We start from the raw sequence: 19,680 nt of genomic DNA on the forward strand, positions 1-19,680 counted from the left end.
TGGCAAGGTCCCCCTTACGGTTTGTAAGGGGGACTTTTTTGTTCGTTTGCGAAGTTGTCATAGAGGGGAGAACTATTATGCTCAACAAGACAATGAACAAAGCTGCCAGCGAAGACGCAAAGCGGGTTGCAAGAATTGCCCTGGAAAAGCGGAGCGTGACTTTGGCCCAGCTGCATACCAACAGCAACGGCCTCAGCACTGAAGAAGCAGCCAATGTCCGGGAAAAGACCGGGACCAACGAGATCGCGAGCAACAACCAAGCCAGCAAGCTGCACTTTCTGGCCGAAGCTTTCCTGACCCCGTTTACCCTGGTCCTGCTCATCTTGGCGACGATGTCCTTGTTTACCAACTACATCTTCGTCCCGCAAAGTGAAAAGGACCTCAGCACCGTCATCATCATGGTGGTCATGGTGCTGGTTTCCGGGATTACTTCCTTTGTCCAGAACGTCCGCACTTCCAACGCCGTCCAGTCCCTTTTGAAGATGGTCTCAGTCACGACTAACGTGCGCCGGGACGGCAAGGACCAGGAAATCCCGACCAAGGACGTGGTGGTCGGCGACATCATCAACGTCTCAGCCGGGGACATGGTTCCAGCTGACATGAAGCTTTTGTCCAGTACCGACCTGTTCTGTTCAGCCAGTTCCTTGAATGGGGAATCAACGCCAACGGAAAAGAACGCCAACTTCGTCCCAACCCCGGACAAGATGGAAAACTACCTGGACTACCCAAACATCCTGTTTGAAGGCACGACCATCGTTTCTGGCTCAGGCCGCGGGGTGGTCTTCGCCACTGGCAGCCACACCATGTTCGGCAAGATGGCGGCCCAAATCGCCGACACTGAAATGAAGGAGACGACTTTTGACACCGGGATCAAGAACATCTCCAAGCTGCTCTTGACCATGACGGCCATCATCGCGCCCTTGGTCTTCATCGTTAACGGCTTGACCAAGGGCAACTGGACTGATGCCTTAATCTTCGCCATCGCTACGGCGGTGGGGCTGACGCCGGAAATGCTGCCGGTCATCGTGACCACCAACCTGGTCAAGGGCAGCGTGGAAATGAGCAAGCACCAGACCATCGTCAAGAAGATGAACTCCATCCAGAACTTCGGTTCAGCCGACATTCTCTGCACCGACAAGACCGGGACCTTGACCCAGGGCCAGGTCATCCTGGAAAAGCACTACAACCTGGAAATGCGGGAAACTGACCGGGTTTTGAAGATGGCCTACCTGAACTCTTACTACCAGACCGGGATGAAGGACTTGATTGACCAGGCAGTCATCGACGTGGCTGACGACGACCTGGACACCAGCGAAATCCAGCGGGACTACCACAAGATCGATGAAATTCCTTTTGACTTCCAGCGCCGGCGGATGAGCGTGGTGGTTGCCAACTCTGACCAAAAGCACGGCGAGCACCTCCTGGTTACCAAGGGGGCGGCCGAAGAAATGCTGGCAGTATCCAGCCAGGTGGAAATCGGCGGCCAGACCCTGCCTTTGACTGAAGAAAGAAAAAAGCAGATTTTTAAAGACATCGACGACTTGAACAGCGACGGGATGCGGGTTATCGTCTTGGCCTACAAGGTTGACCCGTCTCCAGTCGGTGAATTCACGGTAGAAGATGAAAGCGACTTGATCGTAATCGGCTTCCTGACCTTCCTTGATCCGCCGAAGGAAAGCGCCAAAAATGCCCTGGCCAGCCTCAACCGGGACGGCATTACCGTTAAGATTTTGACTGGGGACAACGAAGCTGTTACCCGGGCCGTGGCCTTGAAGGTTGGCCTTAACATCGACACGGTTTACGGGCAAAAGGACTTGATCGGCAAGAGTGATGAAGAACTGGCCAAGATCGTTGAAGAATGCGATATCTTCGTCAAGCTGTCACCGGAATGGAAGACCAAGATCATCGCTACTTTGCAAAAGAATGGCCACACGGTCGGCTACATGGGTGACGGGATCAACGATGCCCCGGCCATGAAGCAGGCGGACGTATCCATCTCTGTTGACTCGGCTGTCGACGTGGCCAAGGAATCAGCTGACATCATCCTCTTGCAAAAGGACTTGGGTGTTTTGGAGCATGCCGTCCGCATCGGCCGCAAGACCTTGACCAACACCATGAAGTACATCAAGATCACCCTGTCTTCCAACTTCGGGAACATCTTGTCCATCATGGTCGCCTCGATCTTCCTGCCATTCTTGCCAATGCTGCCGCTGCAGCTCTTGATTTTGGACCTGCTCTACGGGACCAGCTGCCTGGCTCTGCCATTTGACAGCGTGTCTGAAGACTACCTGCATGTGCCGCGGGAATGGTCAACCAAGAACATGCCGAAGTTCATGTTCTACTTTGGACCGGCATCATCAATTTTTGACGTCATCACCTTTGCCGTCCTCTTCTTTGTAATCTGCCCGGCTTTGACCGGCGGCAGCTACGCTTCCTTAGGACCGGCAGGGCAGCTGGCCTTCATGACCATCTTCCACACTGGCTGGTTCGTGGAATCCCTCTGGACCCAGGAAATGGTCATCCACGCTCTGCGCGACGAACGCCTGCCATTCATCCAGCAACGGGCTTCCAGCCCAGTCATGCTGGCTACCTTTGGGGCTGCCATCTTCGGCACGGTTCTGCCATTTTCAAAATTGGCCGGGGCCATGAAGTTTGACCAATTGAACGAAGAATTCCTGTGGATTGTGGCTGGCCTCTTGGTTTGCTACCTGCTTTTGACGACAGTCGTCAAGCACTTCTACATGAAGAAGGAAAAATTCCTGATTTAACTGAAAAAAGAACGGTGCTATAAGAAATGTGGAAGAATGTGCGCTTGATACCGGCTGGTTCACATTATGGTCAAGATATTCAATTTTGCGACTATCGCATCATCGATATCTTTACTTCCGACGCCGACATGCCTGGCTGGAACATACCCAGCACATAATATAAGCCTCTGTAGGCTTCCATTTCTCTCACGAGCGTTCACTGCCAAGCTTTCGCATTGACAGCGTGGGCGATCTCTGCACTCGATATGCTCACATCACCTGTACGGCCGAAGCCGCAGACAATGCCTTTATCCGAAGATGAGCAACCGAACTGTCTCACGAGTTCTGAACTCGCTTCTCGCATGTTCTTCCATTTGAGGAATTGCATGCGCGGTCGTAGAAACCGATTCGCTGCCAAAACAACTTATCGGCTTCCCGTCCGGTGAGCCATCTGCACCGAAACAGCCACTTACGCAACTGTTCAAGTAACAGATGGCATTCCGGCCATTAGCCTGCCCGCATGGATCCTTGCGGATCCTTTGATTTTTTACAATGCTTTATTGTATCTTGGATGATCAATCAAAAAAGTAAGATTCATCATCGCGTTCATGTCCCGATCTACAACTTTGTTGTAGTTCGGGCATTTTTTGTTGTAGCACACGTATTCATTGTGCTTGGTGCCGTGCTTCTTATTGCCAGAAAGGGTGATCTTTTCGTCATTTTTCTTGATGTTGCCACAGACTGCACAGCGCTGGGTGCTTGGATAAAAGCGGTTGGCAATCACCAATTTGACCCCGGCTGACTTGCACTTGTATTCAAGATAGCTGCGAAAGCGTCCAAACAGTGCACGGTGCACGCCTTTTGAAGCGACATGGCTCATAAGCATGCCCTTGACGTCCAGATCCTCAATGCAGATTGCATCATATTCTCTGACAAGGTGAGTCGTGTACTTGTGCATCGCGTCATCCTGCATGCGGTGAGCACGCTCGTAAAGCTTCTGAAGCTTGATTCTCGCTTTTTGATAGCTTTTTGAACGCTTCCCGGCAATCTGGCCATTTTCTTCCAGCTTTCTTGCCAGAATCCGCTGCTGGTGCTTGATGTTCTCATAGACTCTTGCCAGCTTGACGGCGCCATTGTTTCCTTTGTGCAGAAAATAGTGTTCTCCTTCTGCATCATTGAAATGGCTGACATTGACGTCAATTCCTGTCTTCTTACCCGTATGCTTGTGAATGTATGGTGGCGTCTCATACTTGTAAGGAACCGCCATGTAGTAATGGCCGTGTTCACGGTAAAAGCTTATCGTCCCAAATTCGGTATTTTTGGGGATTTCAGAAAATCTTATGCTATGCCACTCACCCTTATAAGGTGCTGGGACAGGCAAGGTCAGCTTTCCGTGGTTGCCTTCCTTCGCGAGCACCACGCCTTGATTCAACTTAAAGCCTTGACGTTTGGCTTTCTTAGATTGAAAAACGGGGTGCCCGGCACCATTTTTTACTTTGAGTGCCTTATCTTTGGCAAACTTCTTGAACGATTTGCCCAAGTCAGCACATGCTTGCTGCAGGATACGCGAAGAAATCTGCCTTTCCCATGACTGTTTGCTTGCCGTAAGCTTTTTCTGAATCAGTGCTGCGGTTGGGTAGTAATTGGAAATAAACAGCTCCTGCTCTTCAGTAAATTGCCGTTCTTCTTTTGGCTTCTTGAATTCCGCCAGAATCTCTGGACTAACCAGCATACGATATTCCGAATAGGTAGAATTCCAAAGTTCTAGGGCCTTATTGTAGCAATAACGGCGATAGTCACACCACTGGTCCAAGACGTGAGCCATAGTAGCATCTGGATATAAACGATATACGTGAGTCCTTTTGGTTGCCATTTGTCTTCACCTCTTTTCGACAAGCATATTTTAGCACGTATCCCAGCTCTTTTCCAAACATATGTTTGAAAAAGAGTCGAAAATATGTGTTGCATCTTTTGATTAAAATCATAGGCGCAACACACTTAACTTCTATTAAGATAGAATTGATTTTCTTTCGCAAGCACATTAAGCTATATTTTTCGATATAGTTCTATATTACTTGTTACTAATTAGTAGCTCTTTAGTAAAAAGGCCGTTCTTTTTTGCCCCAAAGCCCGTTAAATCGCCGATCCGCTTTATAAGGTAAGGCTTTTTGTTGTATGATAGAGAGTATAGAATTTTTGAGGAGATCAAGCACTATGGCAGATAACAAGAAAACTTTTTACATTACCACGCCAATCTACTATCCGTCTGGCCGTTTGACCATCGGCAACGCCTACACGACGGTAGCAGCGGACACCATGGCCCGCTACAAGAAGTCCCGCGGCTATGACACCTTCTTCTTGACCGGGACTGACGAACACGGTCTGAAGATCGAACAAAAGGCTGAAAAGCTGGGCATGAAGCCTAAGGCCTACCTGGACGGCATGGTCAAGGACATCAAGGAACTGTGGAAGAAGCTGGACATCAACTACGACAAGTTCATCCGGACCACTGATGAAGAACACGTCAAGGCTGTCCAGAAGATTTTTGAAAAGCTGAAGGCCTCAGGCGACATCTACCTGGGTGAATACACCGGCTGGTACTCAGTTGAAGACGAAGAATACTTCACTGAATCCCAGCTTAAGGAAGTCTTCAGAGACGACAAGGGCAACGTTGTCGGCGGTATCGCCCCATCTGGCCACGAAGTTCAATTGGTTAAGGAACCATCTTACTTCTTTAAGATGAGCAAGTACGCTGACCGGCTTCTCCAGTACTACAAGGACCACCCGGAATTCATCCAGCCAAACTCCCGGGAAAAGGAAATGGTGAACAACTTCATCAAGCCTGGTCTGGAAGACTTGTCAGTTACCCGGACCACGGTTGACTGGGGGATCCCGGTGCCAAGCGACCCGAAGCACGTTGTTTACGTTTGGATCGACGCCTTGGCCAACTATATCACTGCCTTGGGCTACGGGTCAGAAGACGACTCCCTCTTCAAGAAGTACTGGCCAGCTGACGTCCACCTGGTCGGCAAGGAAATCGTCCGTTTCCACACTATTTACTGGCCAATCATGCTGATGGCCCTGGACTTGCCGCTGCCTAAGCAGGTCTTCGGCCACGGCTGGGTCTTGATCTACAAGGACAAGATGTCCAAGTCCAAGGGTAATGCCGTTTATCCGGAATCCTTGATTTCCCGCTACGGCCTGGACCCGGTCCGCTACTACTTGATGCGGGCTATCCCGTTTGGGGCTGACGGTTCCTTTACTCCAGAAGACTTCGTTGAACGGACCAACTTTGACCTGGCCAACGACCTGGGCAACCTTTTGAACCGGACTGTTTCCATGATTAACCAGTACCAAAAGGGCCTGGTTGCCCCAGTTGACCAGGAACAGGACAAGTACGGCAAAGACCTGGCTGCCGTTGCCGCCAAGGCGATCAGCGACTACTACGACAACATGGACAAGATGCACTTCTCCAACGCTTTGGAAAACGTCTGGCAGCTGATTTCCCGGGCCAACAAGTACATCGATGAAACTACCCCATGGGTTTTGAACAAGGAAGGCAAGACTGAAGAGCTTTCCAGAGTCATGAGCAACCTGGCTGAAAGCCTCCGTCTGGTAGCCATCATGATCGCTCCAGTCATGACTGAAACACCAGCCAAGATGTTCAGCCAGCTGGGCCTGGACTGGGAAGACGAAAGCCAAAAGGACTTGAAGTTCGGCGGCTTTGCCTGGGACGTGAACGTCGTTGCCAAGCCAACCCCAATCTTCCCACGCTTGAAGAATGACGAAGAAGTGGCCTACATCAAGGAAGAAATGAAGAAGGCCAAGCCAAAGAAGCAGTCAAGAAGAGAACAAAAGCAGGAAGAAAAGCAGATCACGATCGACGACTTTGACAAGGTCAAGATCCAGGTCGGCAAGATCCTGTCTGTTGAACCAGTTCAAGGGTCAAGCAAGCTCTTGCTGTTCAAGCTGGACTTTGGCAAGACCGGCGAGCGGCAGATCTTGAGCGGGATCCGCAAGTTCTACCCAGATGAAAGCATCCTTTTGGGCAAGAAGGTTCTGGCCGTAACCAACCTGAAGCCGCGCAAGATGCTGGGCCACGAAAGCCAGGGCATGCTCCTGTCCAGTGAAGCTGACGGTGATGTCAAGCTGGCCCTGGTCGGCGATGAACACCCGGTGGGGGCTGAACTGGGCTAATGAAGATCTACGACAACCATACCCACTTAAACGACAAACCTTTTGCCGGAAAAGAAGCCGAGTACATTCAAAAGGCCAAGGATTTGGACGTGGTTGGAATGAACTGCGTGGGCCAGGACCCGGAAATGAACCTGGGCGCCCTGGAATTGGCCAAGCGCTTTGCCAATGTCAAGGCTATCATCGGCTACTGCCCGGACGTGGCCAAAGACTATGACCAGGCAGCTGAAGACTTGCTGGTTGAGCAGGCTAAAAGCGGCCAGGTAGTTGCCATTGGGGAAATCGGCCTGGACTACTACTGGGACGAGTCGCCCCGGGATGTGCAAAGGGAAGTTTTTGCCCGGCAGATTGAAGTTGCCCGCGATTTGAAATTGCCGGTAAACATCCACACCAGGGATGCCTTTGAAGACTGCTGGAAGATCTTGCAAGAAGCCAATTTGGAATACGGGGCGATTTTGCACAGCTACAACGGGGGTCCGGAATGGACGGAAAAGTTCCTGGACTTGAACGTGAACTTTTCTTTCTCCGGGGTCGTTTCCTTCAAGAAGGCCACTGAAGTGCATGAGTCAGCCAAGATGGTTCCCCTGGACCGGCTTTTGGTTGAAACTGACGCACCATTTTTGACCCCGGTGCCTTACCGGGGCCGGCAAAACGAGCCTGGCTATGTCCGCTACGTCGCCCAAGCGGTCGCGGACTTGAAGGGGCTGGACTTGGCCGAAGTAGCTGAGGCAACTTATGCTAATACAATGAGGATTTACGGATTAAATGCAGAAGAATTTTAACGCCGTCGTTGTCGTGGAAGGCAAGGACGATACGATTCGCTTAAAGCAGTTTTTTCCAGGAATTGAGACGGTCGAGACGAATGGCTCGGCCGTTTCTGATGCGGTCCTGGCCAAGCTGAAGAAGCTGGCCCAAAGCCGCGAGATTATCGTTTTTACCGATCCTGACGTCAACGGCGAGCGGATCCGCCGGATAGTGACCGAAGCCGTGCCAACGGCCAAGCAGGCCTTTATTACCCGCAAGGAAGGCGAGCCTAAGAAACAGGGCAGTCTGGGGGTAGAGCACGCGTCAAAGGAAGCTTTGGAGCGGGCCTTGAGCGATTTGCGCGAGGTCCAAGCGGAAAAGGCTGACTTTGACTACGGGGACTATGTCGACTTGGGCCTGGCCATGGGCCGCCAGTCCCGCCAATTGCGGGAGGCAGTCGGGATCAAGCTGGGGATCGGCTATGCCAATTCCAAGCGTTTTTACCAGCGCCTGCGGACTTTTGGCATCAGTCTAGCTGAACTCAAGCAGGCAGTAGAGGAGGCGGAAAATGACCAACAGAATTCCAATCGCTAGTCCGGTAAGGACGGCGGCCATCGTCAACCGTTACTTTGTGCACGCCAAGAAGAACCTGGGCCAGAACTTCCTGGTTGACCTGGATGCTGTCCAGGGGATCGTTAGGGCCGCTGGGATTGAGCCCGGCGACCAGGTAGTAGAAGTCGGCCCGGGGATCGGCTCTTTGACTGAGCAGCTGCTTTTAGCCGGGGGCAAGGTGGCGGCTTATGAAGTCGACCAGAGCCTGCCGGAAATCCTGGCTAACGAACTGCCGGAAAAGGTGGACGGCGAAGACCTGGACCAGCGCTTCAAGCTGATCATGAAGGATGTTTTGAAGGCAGACTTTGCAAATGATCTGGCGGGATTTTTTGACTTAAGCAAGCCCGTCAAAGTCGTGGCCAACCTGCCTTACTACATCACCACGCCGATTATTTTCAACCTGCTGGAATCCAGCCTGGACTTCACCAGCCTGACCTTGATGATGCAAAAAGAAGTCGCTGAGCGCCTGGCTGCCCAGCCGGGCTCTAAGGCCTATGGCCCCTTGTCCATTGCCGTGCAGACTCAAATGAGCGTGGACCTGGCCTTGGAAGTAGGGCATGCTTCCTTCATGCCCCAGCCAAAGGTTGACTCAGCTGTGGTTGTTTTAACGCCGCTGGAAAATCCGGCAGACGTTGGCGACCGCAAGCAGTTCAACCGGGTGGTTAAGCTCTGTTTTGCCCAGCGGCGCAAGACCCTGGCCAACAACTTGAAGGCTTTGGTTCCGGACAAGGAAGACCGGGAAAAGCTGCTGGCTGACCTGGATCTGGACCCGCGCCAGCGGCCGGAACAACTGGCCATCGGCGACTTCATCAGAATCAGCCAGGCGGTAGCGGAACTGAATAAATAATTCAATCTTGATTTGAATAGGAAATTATGTTACAATGTTCTGATAAAGGAGTGTCATAATTGCCAATCAATATTCAAGACATTAAGCAGAAGTTAGATGCCCACCTAGGCGAAGAGCTGACAATCGTTGCCCAAGCGGGTCGCAAGAAGGTAACCAGACGCCGCGGCGTTTTGAAGAACACGTTTCCTGCCGTGTTCGTAGTGGCTCTGGACCAGGACAGTAATAATTTTGAACACGCATCATACAGCTACACTGATGTTTTGACCAAGAACATCCTGCTGGAATTTGATGACGAAAGCGATGCAGAGTAAAAATACGAATTTTTGCACTAACATTTCTTGAAAATGTTAGTGATTTTTTTTGCCCTTTAGAGTATATTAGTATAAGTACAAAAACAGACATTAGGAAGGAAAGAGAATGAAACGTTCTGAAAGATTAGTAGACATGACCAAGTTTTTGATGGAGCGCCCGCATACCTTGATTGCTCTGCCTTTTTTTGCCAAGCGCTACGGGGCAGCGAAGTCATCGATCTCTGAAGACCTGGCCATTCTGAAGCACACCCTGGCCAGCAACGAGGATGGGATCCTGGAGACCGTTGCCGGGGCAGCCGGCGGGGTCCGCTATATCCCTTTTTTGGGCCAGAAGCCGGCTGAGAAGTACCTCAAGGACCTGGCAGGCCGCATCCAGGACTCCAGCCGGATTCTGCCGGGTGGCTTTGTCTACCTGTCAGACATTTTGGGCGGGCCATATGATTTGGAGATGATCGGCAAGCTGATCGCCACCCGCTATGCTTACGCTAATATCGAAGCTGTCATGACGGTGGAAACCAAGGGGATTTCTTTGGCCAACGCCGTGGCCAGCTACTTGAACGTCCCAGCGGTAACCGCCCGCAAGCGGTCCAAGGTGACGGAAGGGGCTACTGTGTCCGTTAACTACATGTCCTCATCAACTTCCCGGGTAGCCAAGATGGAATTGCCGACCCGGGCCCTGGACAAGGATACGAACGTTCTGATTGTGGATGACTTCATGAAGGGCGGCGGCACCCTGGACGGGATGCGGCAACTGGTCAAGGAATTTGACTGCCAGGTTGCCGGCGTCTGCGTCCTTTGCGAAACTGAATACGAAGAGGAACGCAAGATCAAGGACTACGTTTCCCTGGTCAACATTGACCAGATCGACAGCGAAAAGGAAATCATCCTGGCTCAGCCGGGCAACTTTTTGACTAGAACTAACTTCGACCGTTTCTAAATGTTACAATATAAGCTAGCCAGGAAGGCTAGCTTATTTTGATTGAGAAGGTTACAAAACAGATGGAAAAATATGTCGTAGTTTTGGCTGCCGGCAAGGGCACCAGAATGAAATCCAAGCTTTACAAGGTTTTGCACCAGGTTTGCGGCAAGGCCATGGTTGAACATGTCGTTGACGCGGCCAGAGCGGTCAAGCCAAGCAAGATCGTGACTATTGTCGGCCATGGGGCAGAAGACGTGGAGAAAGTCTTGGCAGGCAAGTCTGAATTTGCCATGCAGGAAAAGCAGCTGGGCACCGGCCACGCGGTTATGCAGGCTGAAGGCCAGCTGGCTAATTTGGAAGGGGCAACGCTGGTTGTAACCGGGGACACCCCGCTTTTTACCAGTGAAACTTTTGAAAAGCTCTTTGCCTACCATGAAGAAGAAGGCAACGCGGCCACGGTTTTGACTGCTGAAGCTCCGGATCCTTTTGGCTACGGGCGGATCATCAGAGACGACCAGGGCAATGTTTTGCGGATCGTGGAACAAAAAGACGGCAAGCCGGAAGAACTGAAGGTCAAGGAAATCAACACCGGGGTCTTCTGCTTTGACAACCAGGACCTGTGGGCTGCTTTGAAGCAAGTCGGCAACGACAACTCTCAAGGCGAGTACTACTTGACTGACGTTTTGGAAATTTTGCGCAAGGCCGGCAAGAAGGTCGGGGCTTACAAGATGCCTGACTTCAGCGAAAGCCTGGGGGTAAACGACCGGATCGCCTTGGCTGAAGCCACCCGGATCATGCAAAGAAGAATCAATGAAGGGCACATGCGGGATGGGGTTACCTTTATCGACCCAGCCACGGCTTACATTGATGCTGACGTGGAAATTGGCAATGACACGGTGATTGAAGGCGGCGTGACGATCAAGGGCCACACTGTGATCGGGTCTGACTGCTTGATCACTTCCGGGTCAAGAATCGTTGACAGCCAGATCGGCAATGGCGTGACGGTAACTTCTTCCACGATTGAAGAATCAATCATGGAAGACAACACGGACATCGGGCCAAATTCCCACTTGCGGCCAAAGGCTTTGATCAAGCGGGGAGCCCACCTGGGCAACTTCGTGGAAGTCAAGAAGGCGGAAATTGGCGAGAACACCAAGGTCGGTCACCTGACTTACGTTGGGGATGCTACTTTGGGCAAGGACATCAATGTCGGCTGCGGGGTCATCTTCTCCAACTTTGACGGGGTCAAGAAGTTCCACACGACGGTTGGCGACAAGTCCTTCATCGGGGCCGGGTCAACCTTGGTTTCCCCAATTAATGTGGCTGACCACGCCTTTATCGCGGCTGACTCAACCATTACCAAGGACGTTGGCAAGTATGAAATGGCCATCGCCCGGGGCCGGCAGGTCAACAAGGAAGACTACTGGCACAAGCTGCCTTTGTCCGAAGACGAAGAATGGAAATAATTTTGAAAAGGAGCTCAGGCTCCTTTTTTAATAAGCAAAATGCATCCGCTTACAGTTGACTTAAGGAAAAATTGCCTTTCTTTTGAGAACTTTAATAAGCAATTTTTAAACAGAGGGTGTATAATCTAGGCAATGTACAAAAAGAAGCAAGAAAGGTTTGCATATCGATGAAGTTTACTAAGAAAATTGCTTTTGCATCAGCATCATTGGCTTTGACTCTGGCTACTCCAGCAGCACTGCTTACTCAAAACGCGGCTTTTGCCAAGACTACCACGGTTAAGCAGGCAACCAAGGTTAAGGTAACTAAGAAGACCACTCCTTTTTACCACAAGGACGGTTCTAAGTTCACCAAGAAGAAGCCTTACGTTTACGGCGACTGGAAGAGCACTGTAGCTTACAAGAACACCAGCTACAACGTAGTTAAGACTGTAACCATCAAGGGTGCTAAGTACTACTACATCGGCAACGACGCTTATTTGAAGGCCAGCGACGTCAAGGTAACCGCAACTAAGACGGTTAAGTCCAGCTCAACTTCAAGCTCAAAGAAGGCAAGCACTACTTCAAGCAAGACTAGTTCCAAGAAGACCAGCTCAAGTTCAAGCTCAAAGAAGACTAGTTCTACTTCAAGCAGCTCAACTTCAAGCTCAAGCACTTCTTCCAAGAAGTCCAGCTCAAAGAAGACTGTAACTCAAGTTCAAGTAACTAAGAAGACCACTCCTTTCTACCACAAGGACGGTTCCAAGTTCACTAAGAAGAGCCCATACGTTTACAACGGCTGGAAGAGCACTGTAGCTTACAAGGGCACTAAGTACAAGGTTTCAAAGACCATCACCATCAAGAACAAGAAGTACTACTACGTTGGCAACAGCGCCTACCTTAAGGCCAGCGACGTTAAGGTAATCGCAAGCAAGTAATTAGGAAAAAGCTTTGACGGAAGTCAGAGCTTTTTTCTTTGGAAAACAGACGATTTTTTCTATCTACTAAAAAATAAAAGGCTTTCTTGCTTTTTGACCAGGTTAAAACATGCCTGTCAGGAATTTTTTGCTTAAAAACTGAACACAAATGCCTTTTTTCCAACAAAAGAATGCCGGATTTTGTTAGAATAGAACTGGTAAATGCTGTTTTTTTCGGAGGGAATTATGTCTTACAAGGACAACATCAAGCTTTTTGCGCTTAACTCAAACAAACCGTTGGCAGAAAAGATCGCTAAGCGGATGGGGGTAAAGCTTTCAACTTCAAGCGTCGTTCGCTTCAGCGACGGTGAAATTCAAGTCAACATCGACGATTCTGTCCGTGGCAAGGACGTCTTCTTGATCCAATCCACCAGCGCGCCGGTCAACGACAACCTTATGGAACTTTTGATCATGATCGACGCTGTCCGCCGGGCCAGTGCCGCTTCCGTAAACATCGTCCTGCCTTACTACGGCTACGCACGTCAAGACCGGAAGACCCGGGCCAGAGAACCAATCACTGCTAAACTGGTCGCAGACATGATTCAAGCTGCCGGGGCTGACCGCGTCCTCTCACTGGACCTGCACGCTCCGCAAATCCAAGGCTTCTTCGACATCCCTGTCGACAACCTGATGGGCGCTCCTTTATTGGCTGACTACTTCCTGAGCAATCACCTGGAAGAAGACGCTGTTGTCGTTTCTCCAGACCACGGTGGCGTTACCCGGGCAAGAAAATTAGCTGAATTCTTGGGCACTTCAATTGCCATCGTCGACAAGCGCCGGCCAAAGGCCAACGTTGCCGAAGTCATGAACATCATCGGTGACGTCAAGGGCAAGCGGGCTATCTTGATCGACGACATGATCGACACTGCCGGTACTATCACTTTGGCTGCCCAAGCCTTGAAGGACGCCGGTGCTACTGAAGTCTACGCCTGTGCTACCCACGCCGTTTTGTCCGGCCCAGCCGTTGACCGCTTGAACAATTCCGTAATCAAGAGCCTGGTTTTGACCGACTCAATCCAACAGCCAGCCGAAAAGAACCTCGACAAGATGATTCTCGTTTCCGTTGGGCCTTTGATGGGTGACGCTATCAAGCTGATCATGGAACACAAGCCAATGAGTCCGCTCTTTGACACTCGTTACGACGCTAACAAGTACAAGGACAAGTAAGGATTTATAGACTATACGAAAAACAACCGTTGCATGTGCAGCGGTTGTTTTCTTTTGCAAATTATTCTTTTGCTTTTATTTTTTCGTGAGCAATTCCCCGTTTTTCAGGTACTGCTGAAAATCCGCCTGCTTGAGCATGGCGACCGGGAAGAAGAAGCGCTCATCGCCCTGCAGGGTCCCGTTTAAGGCCTTGACCAGGGGGCTGAGCTGGGACAGCTCGATTAAGCTGCCGTCTTCCTGCATGATCTCAATTTGGCTGTTGGCGTTCTTGCCACTTGGCTTATAAGCGTCATATGGCTCGTCAAAAGCTGACCCCACCCCGGTGTAGTAGTCAGGGTCAAAGCCGGCATCTTTGATCAAGTCCTTTAATTGCGGCAAAAGCTGCTTGCTTTCTTCGTTGATCTTCACGCTGGCTAAAGGCCGCCGGAAGAGGTAGCGCTTGGTTAAGTCCGCCAAAACCGGGTCGCTGGATTCAGTCCACATGCTGAAGTTGGTTTCCATGACCCCGTCATCCATCTTCAAGTAGTCCTGCAAGTCCCAGGTCCCCGCCAAAAATCTGGCTAAGCTTGGCGTAACCGGCAATTCTTTTTCCTGGTAAAGGTACTGGGCCCGCTTTAGCAGGTGGTGAAGGATGACCTCCATGGACCGGTTGACCCGGTGGTAGTAGATCTGCTGGTACATCTGATAGCGGGAGACGATATAGTCTTCAACGGCATGCATCCCGTTAGCCGTAAAGCAAACCCCTGCTTCATAAGGGCGGATGACCCGCAAAATCCGGGACAGGTCGAACTCCCCATAAGAGGCACCCGTAAAGTAGGCATCCCGCAAAAGGTAGTCCATCCGGTCAGCGTCAGCCTGGCTGGAAATGAGCTTGACCACCTGGGGGTTAGGGTAGGTCTTGGCGATCACGCTGGCCACCGCCTTTGGGAAGTCCGGGTCGACCTTGCTCAAAGCCTGGTTGACCTCAGTGGAAGGATCCAGAATGATCTGCTGGCCGATCTGCTCATGGTTGGTGCCGAAAAGGTGCTCAAAGGTGTGCGAGTACGGGCCGTGGCCGATGTCATGCAAAAGGCCGGCCATCTGCACCAGCAGGTTCTCTTCGGGGTCCCAGAGCCCGTCGCCGGTACTTTGACTAGGGTATTTGTCAGTAAAAAGGTTGCTGATCCGGCGGGCCAGTTCATAGACGCCCAGGTTGTGCTCAAAGCGGGTATGGGTGGCACCGGGGAAGACGAAGGCTGTCGGGCCCAGCTGCTTGATCCGCCGCATCCGCTGGAATTCTTTCGAGCGGACGACTTCCAGGGCCACTTGGGTGTCCAGGTGGATATAGCCGTGGACCGGGTCACGGACGACGACTTCGCGGGCCAGTTTAGGACTGTCAAATTTTGTCAAAAGTAGATCCTCCATTCTTATTATTTTATATTTTTGCCGAAACATAGTAAGATATGCTTGACTAGCTATAGAAAATTATAGCAAAAGTTGCCAGGGGCCGCTGCTTGTGGCCATTGTAAGGAGAATTATTTTTTTAAAAGATGAGCAAAATTAAAATCGATTTGACGAGCAAGATCACCCAGGGCGAGCAAACGGAAACCATCCGCCAGCAGGCAGAAGGTGAATTGCGGGAAGACGGCGCGGTTAAAAGAATTTTTTACGAGGCAGAAAAGGTGCCGGTCAAGATGCTCTTAAAAGAACAGGAACTCTTGATCCGGCGGGGGACTGACCACAGCAACTTCTCCCAAATGCATTTTGTCTTGGGCGAAAAAGGGCAGTGCAAGTACGTGGTTGAGGGCCGGCAGCTGGATCTTTTGTCGGAAACCAAGCGCCTGGAATTGAAAGAAAATGCCGCTGGCCAGCAACTTGAAGTTGAATATGACCTCTTTAGTGGTGTAGACTTAATTGGTAGTTATGCCGTCTCGTTGATTTTTGCTTAAATGACGTGTAAAATAGACAAGATTGAATAGAGAGGACGTTCAACTGTGGGATTAGCTGATTTTAAAGACGTGGATCGCAACGAATTGTCAATGATTGAAGTTGCGCACGCAATTTTGGAAGACCGTGGCGAAAGAATGGCTTTTGCCGATATCGTTAACGAAGTGCAAAAGTACTTGAACAAGAGCGACGAAGAAATTCGCCAGCGCCTGCCGCAATTTTACACGGACATGAACACCGATGGCCGCTTCATTTCCATGGGTGAAAATGTCTGGGCCCTGCGGACCTGGTTCAAGTTCGAAGCTGTCGATGAAGAAGTCGACCACCCAGAAGACGATGGCGACGAAGCATCAACTCGCAAGCACCACAAGAAGGTCAACGCCTTCCTGGCCACGACTGAAGGCGACGACGTGATCGACTACGAAAACGACGACCCAGAAGACGAAGACTTGTCCGACGACAGTGACGCTGACGAAGATGACGATGACGACAACTCCGGCGACGATTACGACTACGATGACGATTACGACGACAATGAAGACGACGAAGATGACGACTCATTGCCAGACGGGATCGAAGGCCAGCTGTCACAAATGGATGACGACGACCTTGATGACGATGAAGACGAAGAATAGGATTTTGTCCTTGACTTGCGGCTGAAAAGTCGTTATTATTTTGCTTGGGCACCCTATGTGCGTTTAGCTCCCTAATTGCTAGGGAGCTTTTTTATTATTTTTCAAAGGAGAGCTCAATGACCAAATATATCTTTGTGACTGGCGGCGTTGTTTCATCATTGGGGAAAGGGATTACTGCATCAAGCATTGGTCGCTTGCTGAAGAACCGCGGCTTGAAAGTTACCATGCAAAAGTTCGACCCATACATCAACATCGACCCCGGCACGATGAACCCTTACCAACACGGTGAAGTTTTCGTGACTGACGACGGTACGGAAGCTGACCTTGACTTGGGCCACTATGAAAGATTGGTCGACGTTAGAACCAGCAAGTACTCTAACGTGACGACTGGCAAGATCTACCAGGAAGTCCTGCAGCGTGAACGGCGCGGCGACTACCACGGCGGCACTGTACAGGTGATCCCGCACGTAACCAACATGATCAAGGAAAAGGTCATGCGGGCAGCGCAAATGACCGACACTGATGTGGTTATTTCTGAAATCGGCGGTACGGTCGGCGACATGGAATCAACTCCGTTCATGGAAGCCATCCGGCAAATGCGGCGGGAAGTCGGCTCAGAAAACGTCATGTACGTGCACGTTACCTTCGTTCCTTACCTGCGGGCAGCCAAGGAATTGAAGAGCAAGCCGACCCAGCAGTCAGTTTCCATGCTGCGGTCAATCGGGATCCAGCCAAACATGCTGGTTCTCCGCTCAGAAATGCCAGTTCCGCAGGAAATGAAGGACAAGATCTCCACTTTCACCGACGTTCCAGTCGACTACATCGTGGAATCTTTGGACGCGCCATCTCTGTTTGACGTGCCGCTGTCCTACCAGGAACAAGGCGTTGACCAGAAGGTCGTTGACTTCCTCCACATCGACAGCCCGAAGCCGGTTGCCGACATGGATGAATGGCGCCGGATGGACGAACGGGCCAAGAGCTTGAAGTACAAGACCAAGATCACCCTGGTTGGCAAGTACGTTGAACTGGAAGATGCCTACATCTCCGTAACTGACGCTTTGCAGCACGCCGGTTACCTGTACAACAGCAAGATCGAAGTTGAAAAGATCCAGGCTGAAGACATCACTGAAGACAATGTGGCAGAACTTTTGAAGGACACCCAGGGCTTGATCGTGCCAGGCGGTTTCGGCACCCGGGGTCTGGAAGGGATGATCACTTCCATCAAGTACGCCCGCGAACACGATATTCCATTCCTGGGGATCTGCCTGGGGATGCAGATGGCCAGCGTGGAATTCGCCCGCAATGTCCTGCACTTGGAAGATGCCAACTCAGCTGAAGCAGAACCAAACTGCAAGAACAACATCATTGACTTGATGGCTGACCAGCGTGACCAGGAAAAGATCGGCGGTACCTTGCGTCTGGGCCTGTACCCAGCCATGCTGAAGGCCGGCACCAAGACCCGGGAATGCTACGACGGCCAGGAAGTTATCCAGGAACGTCACCGTCACCGCTACGAATTCAACAACAAGTACCGGGAAGCCTTTGAAAAGGCCGGCATGACCTTCTCAGGCGTTTCACCGGACAACCACCTGGTGGAAATCGTTGAAATCACGGACAAGAAGTTCTTTGTTGCCGCTCAATACCACCCAGAATTCTTGAGCCGGCCAAACCGGCCAGAAGGGCTCTTCAAGGGCTTTATTGGGGCAGCCAGCGGTTTGCAGGTCGACAAGTTCTAAATTTTGTACGATAATAATAGATAGTGACAAGAGAAGAGAAACCTCTTCTCTTGTTTTTTTGACGAAGATCTATTAACATTATTATGATAATTTGACAAAAGAAAAGGACTACTTTCCCAAATGAAGCAAATGATAATTCACGGAGGGAAACCCCTGCAAGGCGACATCTGGATTGGCGGCGCGAAGAACTCAACGGTAGCGCTGATTCCGGCCTCAATCCTGTCGAGAACGCCGGTGACCCTGGAATCAGTTCCGCGGATTGCCGACGTTGACAATTTGATGGACTTGTTGAGCGAAATGGACGTGCACTGCGATTTCCGCGAAACGACCCTGCAAATTGACCCGACCGACATCAAGATGAGTCCCCTGCCAGCTGGGAAGATTAAGAGCTTGCGCGCGTCTTACTACTTTATGGGCGCTTTGCTCGGTCGTTTTGGCAAGGCGGTTGTAGGTTTTCCTGGTGGCGATGACATTGGCCCGCGGCCGATTGACCAGCACATTATGGGCTTTCAATCCCTCGGCGCCGACGTTAGATATGAAAATGAGCAGATTGTAATTACCGCGCCTGATGAAGGGTTGAAAGGGGCCCAGATTCACCTGAAGATGGCTTCAGTTGGGGCAACGATGAATATCATCATGGCCTCAGTCACGGCCAGTGGCCGGACGGTGATCGAGAACGCGGCCAAGGAGCCGGAAATCATCGACCTGGCTACCTTCTTGAACAACATGGGGGCCAAGATCCGTGGGGCGGGGACTGACACCATCAGAATCGACGGGGTTGACCGCCTGGAGGCCAAGGTGCCGCACACGATCATCCCTGACCGGATCGAAGCCGGGACCTACATTTCCATGGCAGCCTGCATCGGCAACGGGATCCGGATTCACAATATCATCGCTGAACACCTTGACGCCTTTTTGGCCAAGGTGGAAGAAATGGGCGTGGTGATCGACACTGATGAAGACTCTCTCTTCGTTTACCCGGCTGGTGACCTGCGCATGGTTCAAGTCAAGACCGGGACCTACCCGGGCTTCGCGACTGACCTGCAGCAGCCAATCACGCCGCTTTTACTGACGGCCAAGACTGGTGAAGGGGTCATCATCGACCCGATCTACCCGAAGCGGACCCGGCACGTGCCGGAACTGCAGAAGATGGGGGCTTCCATCACTGTCGTTAACAACATCATCCTGGTTCATCCAGGCAGCCACCTGCATGGGGCTGTGGTTCACGCTGACGAAATCCGGGCCGGGGCCTGCTTGATGCTTACTGGCTTGATGGTTGACGGCGAAACAGTAATCAACAACGCCGGCAACATCCTGCGCGGCTACGACCGGGTGGAAGAAAAGCTGCGCCAGCTGGGAGCTGACGTGGTCATCCGTGACGTGGAAGATTAACTTGAGCCCTTGTCAAACGGGCTGGATAGTG

General features: G+C 51.3%; 16 protein-coding genes. 14 read left to right on the forward strand and 2 right to left on the reverse strand.

Annotated features, from left to right (window positions below):
- The first annotated feature begins 77 nt into the window (after positions 1–77).
- Positions 78–2,768: a magnesium-translocating P-type ATPase gene (gene mgtA / locus ACYVUT_RS01715; RefSeq protein WP_484501404.1), complete on the forward strand. Its 2,691-nt coding sequence runs from the start codon at positions 78–80 to the stop codon at positions 2,766–2,768.
- 526 nt (positions 2,769–3,294) lie between these two features.
- Here the strand turns inward: mgtA and ACYVUT_RS01720 are convergent.
- Entirely contained in the window at positions 3,295–4,620 is a 1,326-nt protein-coding gene (locus tag ACYVUT_RS01720) for an RNA-guided endonuclease InsQ/TnpB family protein (protein ID WP_484499270.1), read from the reverse strand.
- Between the two features lie 341 nt (positions 4,621–4,961).
- Between ACYVUT_RS01720 and metG the strand changes: the two genes are divergently transcribed.
- The 9 genes from metG to ACYVUT_RS01765 all read left to right on the forward strand — a co-directional run bounded on the left by metG (position 4,962) and on the right by ACYVUT_RS01765 (position 13,960).
- Entirely contained in the window at positions 4,962–6,944 is a 1,983-nt protein-coding gene (gene metG, locus ACYVUT_RS01725; protein ID WP_439774856.1) for a methionine--tRNA ligase, read from the forward strand.
- Positions 6,944–7,723 (forward strand): TatD family hydrolase, encoded by a 780-nt coding sequence (locus tag ACYVUT_RS01730; RefSeq protein ID WP_484499782.1) that lies wholly within the window; start codon positions 6,944–6,946, stop codon positions 7,721–7,723. Before metG ends, ACYVUT_RS01730 begins: the two co-directional genes overlap by 1 nt.
- Positions 7,707–8,279: a ribonuclease M5 gene (gene rnmV, locus ACYVUT_RS01735; RefSeq protein WP_484499269.1), complete on the forward strand. Its 573-nt coding sequence runs from the start codon at positions 7,707–7,709 to the stop codon at positions 8,277–8,279. The genes ACYVUT_RS01730 and rnmV overlap by 17 nt, the downstream gene beginning before the upstream one ends.
- Positions 8,254–9,144 carry a 16S rRNA (adenine(1518)-N(6)/adenine(1519)-N(6))-dimethyltransferase RsmA gene (rsmA, locus tag ACYVUT_RS01740; RefSeq protein WP_439775675.1) on the forward strand — a complete coding sequence of 297 codons (891 nt, stop codon included), beginning with the start codon at positions 8,254–8,256 and terminating at the stop codon, positions 9,142–9,144. Before rnmV ends, rsmA begins: the two co-directional genes overlap by 26 nt.
- 59 nt (positions 9,145–9,203) lie before the next feature.
- The gene (locus tag ACYVUT_RS01745; protein ID WP_439775674.1) at positions 9,204–9,455 is read left to right on the forward strand and encodes a Veg family protein; all 252 of its coding nucleotides are present in this window, start codon (positions 9,204–9,206) and stop codon (positions 9,453–9,455) included.
- 106 nt (positions 9,456–9,561) lie between these two features.
- Complete coding sequence (gene purR / locus ACYVUT_RS01750; protein ID WP_003612830.1) at positions 9,562–10,392, forward strand: pur operon repressor; 831 nt, start codon at positions 9,562–9,564, stop codon at positions 10,390–10,392.
- 62 nt (positions 10,393–10,454) lie between these two features.
- Complete coding sequence (gene glmU / locus ACYVUT_RS01755) at positions 10,455–11,840, forward strand: bifunctional UDP-N-acetylglucosamine diphosphorylase/glucosamine-1-phosphate N-acetyltransferase GlmU (protein ID WP_484499783.1); 1,386 nt, start codon at positions 10,455–10,457, stop codon at positions 11,838–11,840.
- Positions 11,841–12,007: 167 nt separating this feature from the next.
- Entirely contained in the window at positions 12,008–12,754 is a 747-nt protein-coding gene (locus ACYVUT_RS01760; RefSeq protein ID WP_439775872.1) for a hypothetical protein, read from the forward strand.
- A 225-nt stretch (positions 12,755–12,979) separates the two neighbouring features.
- The gene (locus ACYVUT_RS01765) at positions 12,980–13,960 is read left to right on the forward strand and encodes a ribose-phosphate diphosphokinase (protein ID WP_439775873.1); all 981 of its coding nucleotides are present in this window, start codon (positions 12,980–12,982) and stop codon (positions 13,958–13,960) included.
- A gap of 75 nt (positions 13,961–14,035) precedes the next feature.
- On the opposite strand, the gene ACYVUT_RS01770 is transcribed toward ACYVUT_RS01765, so the two are convergent.
- Positions 14,036–15,349 (reverse strand): HD domain-containing protein, encoded by a 1,314-nt coding sequence (locus ACYVUT_RS01770; RefSeq protein WP_484501405.1) that lies wholly within the window; start codon positions 15,347–15,349, stop codon positions 14,036–14,038.
- A gap of 140 nt (positions 15,350–15,489) precedes the next feature.
- Between ACYVUT_RS01770 and ACYVUT_RS01775 the strand changes: the two genes are divergently transcribed.
- From ACYVUT_RS01775 to ACYVUT_RS01790, 4 genes are all read left to right on the forward strand, one after another.
- Positions 15,490–15,888, forward strand: coding sequence for a YwiB family protein (locus tag ACYVUT_RS01775; protein ID WP_439775875.1), 399 nt, complete (start codon positions 15,490–15,492; stop codon positions 15,886–15,888).
- A 45-nt stretch (positions 15,889–15,933) separates the two neighbouring features.
- Entirely contained in the window at positions 15,934–16,521 is a 588-nt protein-coding gene (rpoE, locus tag ACYVUT_RS01780; RefSeq protein WP_439775876.1) for a DNA-directed RNA polymerase subunit delta, read from the forward strand.
- A gap of 116 nt (positions 16,522–16,637) precedes the next feature.
- A complete protein-coding gene (gene pyrG, locus ACYVUT_RS01785; protein WP_439775877.1) occupies positions 16,638–18,257 on the forward strand; it encodes a CTP synthase in 1,620 nt (539 codons plus the stop codon).
- Between the two features lie 120 nt (positions 18,258–18,377).
- Positions 18,378–19,649 (forward strand): UDP-N-acetylglucosamine 1-carboxyvinyltransferase, encoded by a 1,272-nt coding sequence (locus ACYVUT_RS01790; RefSeq protein WP_484499786.1) that lies wholly within the window; start codon positions 18,378–18,380, stop codon positions 19,647–19,649.
- The last annotated feature ends 31 nt before the right edge of the window (positions 19,650–19,680 follow it).

This window comes from Lactobacillus sp. WILCCON 0059 (assembly GCF_057197985.1).